This window comes from Aeromicrobium ginsengisoli (genome assembly GCF_004134905.2).
GTDB classification, from domain to species: domain Bacteria; phylum Actinomycetota; class Actinomycetes; order Propionibacteriales; family Nocardioidaceae; genus Aeromicrobium; species Aeromicrobium ginsengisoli.
Window position 1 is genome coordinate 353,767 of record NZ_SDPQ02000002.1, and the last position, 11,843, is coordinate 365,609.

Annotated in this window: 12 protein-coding genes; 4 read left to right on the forward strand and 8 right to left on the reverse strand. The window is 70.9% G+C overall.

Going from position 1 to position 11,843, the window contains the following annotated elements; translation table 11 throughout:
- The first annotated feature begins 19 nt into the window (after window positions 1-19).
- Window positions 20-820, forward strand: coding sequence for a creatininase family protein (locus ESP70_RS08575; RefSeq protein ID WP_149688880.1), 801 nt, complete (start codon window positions 20-22; stop codon window positions 818-820).
- Here ESP70_RS08575 and ESP70_RS08580 read toward each other — a convergent pair.
- The 3 genes from ESP70_RS08580 to ESP70_RS08590 form a co-directional block, all read right to left on the reverse strand.
- Complete coding sequence (locus ESP70_RS08580; protein WP_246161973.1) at window positions 783-2,075, reverse strand: amidohydrolase family protein; 1,293 nt, start codon at window positions 2,073-2,075, stop codon at window positions 783-785. The two genes, ESP70_RS08575 and ESP70_RS08580, sit on opposite strands and share 38 nt — an antisense overlap.
- The gene (locus tag ESP70_RS08585; RefSeq protein ID WP_149688881.1) at window positions 2,072-2,812 is read right to left on the reverse strand and encodes an SDR family NAD(P)-dependent oxidoreductase; all 741 of its coding nucleotides are present in this window, start codon (window positions 2,810-2,812) and stop codon (window positions 2,072-2,074) included. Before ESP70_RS08585 ends, ESP70_RS08580 begins: the two co-directional genes overlap by 4 nt.
- 88 nt (window positions 2,813-2,900) lie before the next feature.
- Complete coding sequence (locus tag ESP70_RS08590) at window positions 2,901-3,329, reverse strand: DUF2000 domain-containing protein (RefSeq protein WP_223148668.1); 429 nt, start codon at window positions 3,327-3,329, stop codon at window positions 2,901-2,903.
- 49 nt (window positions 3,330-3,378) lie between these two features.
- Here ESP70_RS08590 and ESP70_RS08595 point away from each other — a divergent pair, with 49 nt between their 5' ends.
- Window positions 3,379-4,176, forward strand: coding sequence for a helix-turn-helix transcriptional regulator (locus ESP70_RS08595; protein ID WP_149688883.1), 798 nt, complete (start codon window positions 3,379-3,381; stop codon window positions 4,174-4,176).
- Window positions 4,177-4,221: 45 nt separating this feature from the next.
- Window positions 4,222-7,320: an AfsR/SARP family transcriptional regulator gene (locus ESP70_RS08600; protein ID WP_188110560.1), complete on the forward strand. Its 3,099-nt coding sequence runs from the start codon at window positions 4,222-4,224 to the stop codon at window positions 7,318-7,320.
- Window positions 7,321-7,446: 126 nt separating this feature from the next.
- On the opposite strand, the gene ESP70_RS08605 is transcribed toward ESP70_RS08600, so the two are convergent.
- Window positions 7,447-8,256 (reverse strand): ABC transporter permease, encoded by an 810-nt coding sequence (locus tag ESP70_RS08605; protein WP_149688885.1) that lies wholly within the window; start codon window positions 8,254-8,256, stop codon window positions 7,447-7,449.
- A complete protein-coding gene (locus tag ESP70_RS08610) occupies window positions 8,253-9,230 on the reverse strand; it encodes an ATP-binding cassette domain-containing protein (RefSeq protein WP_149688886.1) in 978 nt (325 codons plus the stop codon). The genes ESP70_RS08605 and ESP70_RS08610 overlap by 4 nt, the downstream gene beginning before the upstream one ends.
- Before the next feature lie 113 nt (window positions 9,231-9,343).
- On the opposite strand from ESP70_RS08610, the gene zwf reads away from it, so the two are divergent.
- The gene (gene zwf, locus ESP70_RS08615) at window positions 9,344-10,780 is read left to right on the forward strand and encodes a glucose-6-phosphate dehydrogenase (RefSeq protein WP_149688887.1); all 1,437 of its coding nucleotides are present in this window, start codon (window positions 9,344-9,346) and stop codon (window positions 10,778-10,780) included.
- On the opposite strand, the gene ESP70_RS20080 is transcribed toward zwf, so the two are convergent.
- The 3 genes from ESP70_RS20080 to ESP70_RS08625 are packed head-to-tail and all read right to left on the reverse strand — an operon-like array spanning window position 10,781 to window position 11,791.
- A complete protein-coding gene (locus tag ESP70_RS20080; protein ID WP_188110561.1) occupies window positions 10,781-10,945 on the reverse strand; it encodes a hypothetical protein in 165 nt (54 codons plus the stop codon).
- 43 nt (window positions 10,946-10,988) lie between these two features.
- Window positions 10,989-11,345, reverse strand: coding sequence for a GntR family transcriptional regulator (locus tag ESP70_RS08620; RefSeq protein ID WP_149688888.1), 357 nt, complete (start codon window positions 11,343-11,345; stop codon window positions 10,989-10,991).
- The gene (locus ESP70_RS08625) at window positions 11,342-11,791 is read right to left on the reverse strand and encodes a GNAT family N-acetyltransferase (RefSeq protein WP_149688889.1); all 450 of its coding nucleotides are present in this window, start codon (window positions 11,789-11,791) and stop codon (window positions 11,342-11,344) included. The genes ESP70_RS08620 and ESP70_RS08625 overlap by 4 nt, the downstream gene beginning before the upstream one ends.
- Window positions 11,792-11,843: the final 52 nt, after the last annotated feature.

Here is an 11,843-nt window from a genome sequence, read left to right on the forward strand (position 1 = left end):
ACCTCACCTGGAGGACACGATGACCCGCAAGTTCGCCGAGCTGACCGGCCCCGAGACGCTCGAGATGCTCGAGGCCGACTCGGTGCTCGTGCTGCCGATCGGTGCGATCGAGCATCATGGCCCGCACCTGCCGCTGGTCACCGACGCCCTCATGGCGGAGGCCGCGGCGGAGGCGCTCGTGCCCCGTGCCGTGGACGCCGGGATCGACGCGTGGCAGCTGCCGACGATGTCGGTCGGCAAGTCCGACGAGCACAGCTGGGCGTCGGGGACGCTGTGGCTCACCGCGTCGACCCTGATGGAGACCCTCGTCGACCTCGGCCGGTCGGTGGCGACGACGCCGGCTCGCAAGCTCGTGTTCCTCAACGGGCACGGTGGCAACGTGGCGCTGCTGCAGGTCGCCAACCGAGAGCTGCGCCGGCGGTTCGGTCTGCAGACCTTCACGATGCCGGCGTTGCGCGTGCGGGCGGCGAGCGGCGTCGAGGGCGAGCCGGAGGAGCACGGGCTCGGCATCCACGGTGGCTACTCCGAGACGTCGATCGTGATGCACCTGCGGCCCGACCTCGTGCACGAGGACCGTTTCGTCACGGTCCTGCCCTTGGAGCTCGCGGCGTACGAGCACATCGGCTTCAACGGCAAGGCGGTCACGTTCGGCTGGCTGAGCGATGACTTCGGGCCGCACGGGATCGTCGGCGATCCGACCGGCGCCAGTGCGAAGGCCGGCAAGCAGATGTTCGAGGAGAGCATCGACGCCGGGCTCGAGGCGCTGCAGGAGATCGACCGGTTCAGCCTGCCGCCGCGCGCCGTGCCAGCAGCCGACTGAGGTCGCCGGCGATCGTCCGCTCGTCGGCGTGCACGAGCGCGCCATGACGTACGACCGGGCGGCCGGCCACGACGACGTCGCGCGGACGCCGGCCCGGTGCCGCCCAGAGCAGCCCTGCGACGGGATCCGCGACGCCGGCGTCGGCCACGCCGGAGACGTCCCACACACAGAGGTCGCCGGCCGAGCCGGTGCCGAGGTGGCTGAGCTCGGGGCGACCCAGCCCGATTGCCGAGCCGCGCGTCGCCATGTCCAGCGCCGTGCGGGCGGGCAGCTGCGGACCGACCAGGCCCGAGACCTGCATCGCGAGCCGGGCGTCGGCCAGCAGGTGCCCGGCGTCGTTGGAGCCCCCTCCGCTCGTGCCGAGGCCCAGCTGGATCCCCGCCGCGAGCAGCTCGTGGACCCGGGCGATGCCCCAGCCCATCGGGACGTCGCAACCGGGCGCGTGCGTCCCGGTGGCCCCTGACTCGGCGATCCGCCGGGTCTCGTCGGGCGTGACGTCGACCAGATGCGCGATCGTGACGTCGGGCGCGAGCCAGCCCCACTCGTCGAGGAGGTCGATCGGCCGTCGGCCGTAGCGCTCGAGCGCGATCGCGACGTCCACCTGCTCGTTGGCCTGCGTACGTCGGCGCAGTCCGTGCGTGCGAGCCACCTCGGCCAGCGCGGCGAACGTCGCCTCGCCGTCGCTGTGCACGCCGGCCGGTCCGACCGCGACCTGCAGCAGGCCGTCGGGGGTGACCCCGCCGTGCGGGACGAGCGCCGAGGCGATCGCGTCCGCTGAGGCCCCGGCCCAGTCGGGGTCGTCACGGGCTGACCCGCGTACGAACACCAGCCGGCCGCCGAGAGCGCGAGAGGCGTCTGCGGTGGCGCGCGCGATCGCAACGGTCGCGTCGATCGGTGCCCCCATCGGCCAGTTGAGGTGGTGGTCGGCGACGGTCGTGACGCCCGACAGGAGCGACTCGGCGATACCGACCGACGCCGCGGCGTGCGCGAGCTCCGCGTCGATGCCGGCGGCGTTGTAGGCCGCCGCCATGGCCGGCAGCCATTCGGCCATCGGCACGCCTCGCGTGCCCGGCAGCGTGCGGAAGGCGCTCTGCAGCAGGTGATGGTGGGCGTTGACCAGTCCCGGCGTGACGACACAGCCGGATGCGTCGAGCGTCGTGACCGTCTCGGACCCGTCGTCGAGCGCGACGTCGTCGGCGTGCTCAACGCCCGGCCCGGCCAGCACCGCGACCGCACCGGTGACGACCAGCGTCACTGCGTGATCATCCCGCCGGTCACGTTGAAGGCCTGACCGGTCAGGTAGGTGGCGTCGGGGGAGACGAGGAACCGGACGAAGCCCGCGACGTCCTGGGGCGCGCCGAGGCGCCCCAGCGGCGACTTCGCCGACCACGCGGCGACGTCCTCCTCGGTGCGGGTCGCGGCGCCCATCTCGGTGAGGATGTAGCCGGGGCACAGGGAGTTGACCGTGATCTGGTGAGGTCCGAGGTCAGCCGCCGCCGACCGGGTGACCGAGACGACGGCGGCCTTGGAAGCGGCGTAGCCGAGCTCGTTCAGGCCGCCGGTCTTCGCCGCCATGCTGGCGATGTTGACGATCGCGCCGCCACCGCCTTGGGCGATCATGGCGCGGGCCGCCGCCTGCATCGTGAACACCGTCGCCCGGGCGTTGATCGCGAGGGTGCGGTCCCAGTCGTCGACGGTCAGGTCGAGCAGGCTCGCGAAGCGCAGGATGCCGGCGTTGTTGACGAGGATGTCGACGCCGCCCAGGGCGTCTGCCGCCTCGTCGACCGCTGCCATCGCCGCTGCGGCGTCGGCCAGGTCGACGCCCACGAACGTACCGCCGAGCTCAGCGGCTGCTGCGGGTCCTGCGTCGCCTGGCAGGTCGAGGATCGCGACGGATACCCCGTCGTCGGCGAGCCGGCGGGCGATCGCGGCTCCGATGCCCCGGGCGCCGCCGGTCACCACCGCACGTCGTCCCGAGATGTCTGAGCCCATGTGACCAGCATGGTGGCTGCGGGCGGGTCGTAGGCCGCTTCGTGCGTGAAATTCACACACACGCAACACCGGGGTTTCCTGCCGCCGTTCAGGGGTGGAGCGACGCTCCCTTGAACGTCTTGTCGACGCCGTTCCTGGGTCCGTGGACCGCGATGCCGACGAGGTCGAGGTCGTCGCGGCCCACTGCTCGTACGGCCGCGCGGTTGTCGCGGTCGTTGCCCGTCGCGAACATCTCGCGGGTGTAGACCGCTGTCGCCAGGTCCCGCACGACAGCCTTGGCGTGCGCCGCCTTGAGCTGCGCCGAGTCGCCGGCGAACACGACGATGGGCTGCCGGATCATCGGCAGGTACTCCGTGCCATCGGCGTCCTCGTAGGGGTCGCCGATGAGGTCCTTGTCGGTCGCGATGCCGCTGATGAGGAACGCCGTGACGTTGAGCGCCTGCCACGGTGCGAGGTCCTCGTGCAGCAGCACGGCGACCTTGGTGTCGAATCGGATGGGTTCGAGGGTGTCGTCCATGCCTCCAGAGTCACCTGTCGGGGTGGTGGGGGTCTTGTACATTCCTGACATGACCGGCGAAGAGCACGTCCGCGCGTGGCGCCCGGCAGTTCCGGGCGTCGGCGAGGTGCTGCACGCGCACTTCACCGAGCACGCCTACCCGGCGCACACGCACGCGTACTGGACGGTCCTGCTCATCGACACGGGCGGCGTCTCGTACGAGCTGGAGCGCACGCCTCACGACGCCCCGCCGCGATCGCTGACGCTGTTGCCACCGCACGTGCCGCACGACGGCAGGGCGGCTGTGCCGGGCGGCTTCGACAAGCGGGTCGTCTACCTCGACGAGCGGTGGCTGCCGCTGGAGCTCACCGGCGCGGCGGTACGCCAGCCGACGCTGCTGGACGACGAGCTCGTCTCGGCCGTCGGTCGGCTGCACCGCTCGCTGGCCTCGCCCGGTGACGAGCTCGAGGCCGAGTCGCAGCTCGCCGTCATCAGCGAGCGAATGAGCCAGCACCTCGACAGCTCGATCGAGCCGCGCCACCGCAGCGCGGAGCCCCGGCTCGCCCGCCGGCTCCGCGAGGTGCTCGACCGTGACCTCACGGACGTACCGACCCTCGAGTCCCTCGCCGCCGAGCTCGAGGCGCACCCGACGCAGCTCATCCGGGCGTTCGGGCGCGAGTACGGCCTGCCGCCGCACCGCTACGTCACCGGCCGGCGCGTCGATCGCGCCCGTGCACTGCTGCTCGACCGGGTGCCGCCGGCCGAGGTCGCGGCTGCCGTCGGCTTCTACGACCAGGCGCACCTCACGCGTCACTTCCGCGCGACGCTCGGGGTGACCCCCGCCGCGTACGCCCGCGCCGCCGCCTGAGCGAGAGCTCACGGCCATACGTGACAGTGCGGCAGAATGGCGGATGTGCAGGTTGACGTCCTCGGACCGTTGCGAGTGCGCGCCGATGATCAGGACCTCGATCTCGGCGGGCCGCGCAACCGCGCCCTCGTGGCACGTCTGGCGCTCGACGCGGGTCGCCCGGTCGCCGCGACCACGCTGATCGACGATCTCTGGGGCCTCGACGTGCCGACCGACGCGACCAACGCCCTGCAGTCGATCGTGTCCCGCACGCGCAGGCGGCTTCCGGATGGTGCACTCGAGTCGACCCCGGCCGGATACGTCCTGCAGTGCGCCACCGTCGACGCCCTCGAGTTCGAGCGGCTCGTGGCGGCCGGCCGCGCCGGCGAAGCCCTTGCGCTGTGGCGGGGCGAGGCGTTCGCGGACGTCGCCGAGTTCCCCTTCGCACCGTCGGCGGCGCACCGGCTCGGAGAGCTGCGGCTCACGGCCGTGGAGTCGAGCCTGCGGGACCGCGTACGTTCAGCGCACGACCTCGCCGTGGTCGCGGAGCTCGCGGACCTGACGACGGCACATCCTTATCGCGACTCGTTCTGGGTGCTCTACCTGACGGCGTTGGCCGCACGTGGTCGGGCCAACGAGGCGCTCACGGCGTACGACCGGCTGCGCGGCATGCTGGCCGAGGAGCTCGGCGCCGATCCGTCGCCGGAGCTCCAGGAGCTGCACCTGTCGATCCTGCGCGGAGAGCACGGTGCCCGCCGCAGCCACCCGGCACTCCCGTCGGCGCTGACCACGTTCGTCGGCCGCGAAGGCGCGATCGCCGACTTGCAGGCGGCACTCGTCGACCACCGGCTCGTGACGATCCTCGGACCCGGCGGTGCGGGCAAGACCCGGCTCGCCGTCGAGTCCGCCCGTGCGGCGCTCGACCGGTTCGAGGATGTCTGGCTCACCGAGCTCGCGCCGGTGACCGGCAGCGACGGCATCCTCCAGGCGATGCTGTCGGCGATGGGACTGCTCGAGGTGTCGGTCCTCGACCGACCGTCCACCGCGCCGCGGCCCGACGAACGTACGCGCCTCATCGATGCGGTCCACGACGTCGAGGGCCTGCTGCTGCTCGACAACTGCGAGCACCTGGTCGGCGCGGTCGCCGAGATCGCCGAGGACGTCCTGGCGCATGCCCCCAAGCTGAGGATCCTGGCGACGAGCCGTGAGCCGCTGCGCATCATCGGCGAGTTCGCCTATCAGCTCAGCCCGCTGACGATGCCGCACCCGGGCAGCACGATCGACGAGGCGATGGAGCACAGCGCGATCCAGCTGTTCGTGCTCCGCGCGCAGGCGGTCGACCAGTCGTTCGTGCTGACCGCCGAGACGATGCCGGCGGTGCTGGAGATCTGCGAGCGCCTCGACGGTCAGCCCCTGGCAATCGAGCTCGCAGCGGCCCGCCTGCGTACGCTCACGGCTCCGCAGGTCGCGGCCCGGCTGTCCGACCGCTTCCGCCTGCTGACCGGCGGCAGCCGCACCGCCCTGCCGCGCCACCGCACGCTGCGCGCCGTCGTCGAGTGGAGCTGGGACCTGCTCGACGAGGCCGAGCGCGACCTCGCCGAGCGGCTTGCCGTCTTCCCGGGGGGCGTGGCGGCCGAGAGCGCCGCTGCCGTCTCCGTGGCCGGCGATCGTACGGAGGAGCTGCTCGACTCGCTCGCCGACAAGTCCCTGCTGGTGCCGGTGCGCGGCGAGACGCCGCGATTCAGGATGCTCGAGACGCTGCGGGAGTACGGCGTGGAGCGATTGGTCGAGCGCGGCACCGCCGAGGCGGTCCGGGAGGCGCACCTGCACTACTTCCTCGACGTCGCCGAGCGGCAGTCCGGCCGACTGCGCGGCGGTGATCAGGTGGCTGCGGTCCGGGCGATGGACCTCGAACGCGCCAACGTCATGGCCGCCCTGCGGTTCGCGGTCGACCGGCACGATCGACCCGCCGCTGCTCGTCTGGTCACCGCGTTGTCGTGGTACTGGTCGATCCGTAGTCAGCACATCGAGGCGTGCTCGTGGGCCGATGTCGTCCTGGCGCTGCCGGGTGAGGCCGATCCGGCGAGCGAGATCTGCATCGAGGCGTTGTCGTTGACGGGGGTGCTGGTTCTGGCGAGCCACGAGGGCAACGACCGTGACCCCGAGTGGCAAGGTTCGGTCGACCGCATCCTGGCGATCTGGGACGCCCACCACCCCGAGCACCAGGTGGTCGACGTCGTGCTGGCGACGATGGCGTTCTTCGACGTCGTCGGGGACCGCGAGCTGCCCAGGGCCGGCGATCAGTGGACCAGGTCGATGATCAACCTCATGCAGATCGTGATGCTCGACAACGAGGGCCGCGTGGGCGAGATCGTCGAGCTCCTCGAGCCGACGATCAACGACTTCCGCGAGCTCGGCGACCGCTGGGGCCTTGCCATGGCACTGTCGCAGCAGGGCATGGTGCAGTCGCTCGACGGCCGCTACGCCGAGGCGCTGGCCTCGTGGGAGGAGGCGATCCCGCTGCTGCACGAGCTCGGCGCGGGAGAGGACGCCGACTTCTCGACGATGCAGGTGACCGGTCTGCGGATCGCACTCGCCGAGGGCGACACCGGCGAGCTCCGCGACGGACTGCTGGCCTCGCTGGCGAACGCGCGTCGTGACGGCGATCGTCGCCACGAGCTGACGACGCGGATCAGCCTCGCCCACCTGGAGCACTGCGCGGGGGACGACGAGGCGGCGAGCGACCACCTCGACTACGTCCTGCAGAACCTCGACGCGGTGTCCACGTTCGGTGGCGGGCAGATGGAGGCGGTGATCCGGGCCGGCCTCGTGGTGACCTGCTCCGCGTACGACCTCGACGCCGCCCGCGCCGAGCTCGCGACCGCCTCGCGGATCGGCAGGCGTACGCGCGACATGCCGGTCATCGCGCAGGTCGCTTCGTCCGCCGCGATCCTCGCGCACCTCGACGGCGACGACGAGCGGGCCGCCAAGGTGCTGGGCGCCTCCGAGGCGATCCGCGGCCGCGCCGACCTCATGCACGTGGACCTGCACGACCTGCGTGCCAGCCTCCGTGCGTCATTGGGCGACGTGCGCTACGAACAGCTGCACGCCGAAGGCCGCTCACTCGTACGTGACGACGCGATCGACTTCGCCCTCCCCACCTGAGCGGTGACTTGGTCGCCCATCAGGCATGCCAATGGGCGACCAGCTCACCGCCCCGTCAACGAAGCGGTGAGCCAGTCGCCCATCAGGCGGGCGGAAGCGCGACTCACTCACCGCCCAGGGGAGGGGTCAGGCCTTCGTGCGGTACGCCCTGACGGCCAACGGTGCGAACACCGCGAGGATCAGGCCGGCGGTGCCGAGCGCGATGAACGCGTCCTCGGCGACGGGACCACCCGTGAGCAGGCCGCGCACGGCGTCCGTCAGGTGGGTGACCGGGTTGACGTTGACCCAGGCCCGCAGCCAGCCGGGCATCGTGTCCGCCGAGGCGAACATGCTCGAGCCGAACGTCAGCGGGAACAGCGCCATGAACCCGATGCCCTGCACCGAGCCGGCCTCGCGGGAGACCATGCCGAGCCAGATCGCGATCCAGCACAGGCACCAGGCGAACACCAGGACGAGCAGGCACGCGGCGAGCACGTCGAGGACCGAGGTGCTGGTCCGGTAGCCCATCAGGAAGCCGGCGATCAGGCTGATGCCGATCGTGATGCTGTAGCGCAGGCACTCCGCGATCGTGGCGCCGACCAGAGGTGCGGACCGGGCGATCGGCAGCGACTTGAACCGGTCGAACACGCCTTCCTTGATGTCGGTGTTGAGGTTGACCCCGATCGAGATCGTGCTGAACAGCACGGTCTGGATCAGGATGCCGGGCAGCACGAACTGCAGGTAGTCGTGCGTCGATCCGGCGATCGCGCCGCCCAGGACGTACACGAAGATCATCAGGAACAGCACGGGCTGCAGCGTCACGTCGAAGAACTGCTCGGGGTGACGCATCATCTTCTTGACCGAGCGGCCGGCGAGCGTCAGGGAGTGCCGAGCCCAGGGCAGGGACGACGGAGGACGCTGCTCGATCGCGTCCGGGAGGGTGATGGTCGAGGTCATGAGACGGGCTCCTTGTCGAGGTCGGCGGGAGCGTCATCAGGGACGCCCTTGCCGGTGAGGGTGAAGAAGACCTCGTCGAGGCTCGGCAGCTTGAGGGCGATCTCCGTGACGGGGATGCCGCGGGCGGCGAGGTCGACGACGATGTCGGTGAAGTCCTTCTCGTCCTCGATCGGTGTCGTGAGCAGCCCACGGGTGGGCTCCTCGACCGGTCGGCCGGTGATGCGGCTGAGGACGGCTCGGATGTCTGCGGTGTCGCGGACGTTGGTCGGGCGCACCTGGAGGGAGCGGCCGCCGACGATCTGCTTGAGCTCGGCGGCGGTGCCGTGGGCGATGACCTTGCCGAGGTCGATCACGGTGATCGCGTCGGCGAGAGCGTCGGCCTCCTCGAGGTACTGCGTGGTCAGCAGGACGCTGGTGCCCTCGGCGGTCAGCATGCGGACGAGGTTCCACACATCGTCCCGCTTGCTGGGGTCGAGGCCCGTGGTCGGTTCGTCGAGGAAGATCACCTCGGGTCGGCCGACCAGGCTCGCGGCGAGGTCGAGGCGGCGCCGCATGCCTCCTGAGTACGTCTTGATGCGGCGGTCGCCGGCCTCGGTGAGCCCGAACTGGCCCAGCAGCTCCGTCGCGCGTGCTCGAGCGTCGGGGCGGCTGAAGTCCAGGAGCCGTGCGAACAGCTCGAGGTTCTCCCGGCCGGTCAGCTGCTCGTCGACCGAGGCGTACTGCCCCGTGAGGCCGATCGAGCGACGGACCGCGGTGGGGTCGAGCAGGACGTCGTGGCCGGCAACGGTCGCGTGACCGGCGTCGGGCTGCAGCAGCGTCGCGAGGATGCGGACGGCAGTGGTCTTGCCCGCACCATTGGGCCCGAGGACTCCGAGGACGGAGCCTTCGGGAACGGCAAGGTCGATGCCGTCGAGAGCGATGGTGTCGCCGTAGTGCTTCGTGAGCCCTTCGGCTTTGATGGCGTAGTTGGTCATGTCCACCATGCTGGTCGGCGCGACTTGCAGCCCGCTGTCATCGCGCTGGCGGCCCTGACAGCGCCTGACAGCGAGTTCACCCGTCGGCAACCTCCCGGGTCTAGCCTGTGGGAATGAACGAGCCACACCTGATCGTGCTCTTCGGCGCCACCGGCGACCTCGCCCGTCGCAAGCTGCTGCCCGGCATCATGCACCTGCTCGAGTCGGACCTCGTGCCGGAGTCGCGGATCATCGGCGTCTCGCTCGACGACTTCGACGACGAGAGCTTCCGTACGTTCGCCGAGAAGGCCTGCCGCGAGTTCACGACCCGCCCGCTCAACGACGCGCAGTGGGCCGAGTTCGCGGCCAAGCTGTCGTACGTCAACGTCAAGGCCGGTCCCGAGGCGCTGGCCGAGGCGGCGTCGGCGCTGGAGGCCGAGCTCGGTGGCGCCCCGCAGCGCCTCCACTACCTCAGCGTCCCGCCCAAGGCGGCGCTCGACGTCGTGCACACCCTCGACGCGGCCAACCTGGTCGAGCGGTCGCGCATCATCATGGAGAAACCGTTCGGCACCGACCTGGCCAGCGCCAAGGCGCTCAACTCCCAGCTCCACGAGGTGTTCGCCGAGGAGCAGATCTTCCGCATCGACCACTTCCTCGGCAAGGAGGCGGCGCTCAACATCCTGGCGTTCCGCTTCGCCAACGGCCTGTTCGAGCCGATCTGGAACCGCAACTTCATCGACCACGTGCAGATCGACGTGCCGGAGACGCTGTCGGTCGAGGGCCGGTCGGCGTTCTACGAGGGGACCGGCGCGTTCAAGGACATGGTCGTGACGCACCTGTTCCAGGTCCTGGCGTTCATGGCGATGGAGCCGCCGACGTCCCTCGACTCGGACTCGATCAGCGAGGAGAAGAACAAGGTCTTCCGCCAGATGCTGCCGCTCGACCCGCACCACGTCGTACGCGGGCAGTACCAGGGCTACCGCGACGAGGACGGGGTCGCCGCCGACTCCGAGACCGACACGTTCGTCGCGCTCAAGGCCGAGATCGACAACTGGCGCTGGGCCGGCGTCCCGTTCTACCTGCGTACGGGCAAGAAGCTCGCCGAGGGCGCCCGCATCATCTCGATCGCGTTCCGCGAGCCGCCCAAGAGCATGTTCCCGGCGGGCTCGGGCGTCGGGCTGGCCGGGCCGGACCACCTGACGTTCGACCTGGCCGACGCGTCCAAGATGTCGCTGTCGTTCTACGGCAAGCGGCCGGGGCCGGGCATGCGCCTCGACAAGCTCAGCATGCAGTTCGCGATGCAGGAGACCGAGCGGGCCGGCGAGGTCCTGGAGGCGTACGAGCGGCTGATCTACGACGCGATGCGGGGCGAGCGCACGCTGTTCACGACCGCCGAGGGCATCGAGCGGCTGTGGGAGATCTCCGAGCCGCTGCTCAACGACCAGCCGCCGGTGCGGCCCTACTCGGGTGGCACATGGGGTCCCAACGCGGTGCACCAGCTCATCGCGCCGCGGGCGTGGCGGCTACCGTTCGAACGTACGTGGCGGCGGCCCAACACGATGGCGGAGTAGCTATTCCTTGTTGTTGAGCTTGTCCTGGACGTCGTGGCCCGGGAGGCGCGGGGAGTGCTGCCGCGTGCGGTCGGTGCTGCCGTAGCCGCTGAGCGCCAGGCCCATCAGGGCGATGCCGCCGACGAAGAGCAGGCCGACCAGCAGGGTGAAGTGTTCATGTGACATGGGGTGCACCCGGACACGGTAGCCCCGCAGGCTGAGACGGCTCTCAGGGAGTCCAGCTCTGCTCGACGAGCCGGATCGCCTCGTCGAGCGACAGCCCTTGTGTGCGTGCCAGGCGGGCGTACGTCTGGGCGCCCGCCTCCGCCTCTGGGTCGGTGAGCCTGCGGCTCGCGATCAACGTGCCGCCCCGCCCGTGGGTCTCGATCACCCCGTCGGTCTCGAGCGCCCGGTAGGCCTTGGCGACGGTGTTGGCGGCGAGCCCGAGGTCGGTTGCCAGCTGGCGTACGGTCGGCAGCTTGTGCCCGGCCGGGAGTGCGCCCGACGCAGCGCCCTGGGCGATCTGCCGGCGCACCTGCTCGTACGGCGGTTCGCTGCCGGCCGCGTCGATCGTGACGAGGTTCATGTGGCGGGCCTCGTGAGTCGCATGACCTCGAACGTCCCGCCGCCGACCGTGACGCTGTAGCGGAGCTGCTCGGCGAAGCCCTGCCCGGTGTAGAACGCCACCCCGACGGCGTTGTCGGCATAGACCTCGACGCTGTGCGCGCCTGCGCCGCCGTCGACGTACGACAGCAGCGACGGGCCGAGCCCGCGACCCTGCGCCTCGGGCGCGACGTAGAGCAGCTCGACGACATCCTCGCGCGCGCCGACGAAGCCGAGCAGCTCGCCGTCGGACTCGGCGACCCACACGTCCATCGAGGGCAGCAGGAGGTCGCGCACGCGGGGGCGTTGCTGCGCGAAGACCTCGTCATCCATGAACGTGTGGCTCGACCTGGCCGAGCGCTCCCAGAGGTCGGTCAGCGCGTCGAAGTCGGCCTCGCCCGCCGTCCGGATGCCGACCGTGCCGTCCATGGCACGCGAGTCTACGACGACAGGCCCTCCGAGGCGGGTGATGTCGGCTCCG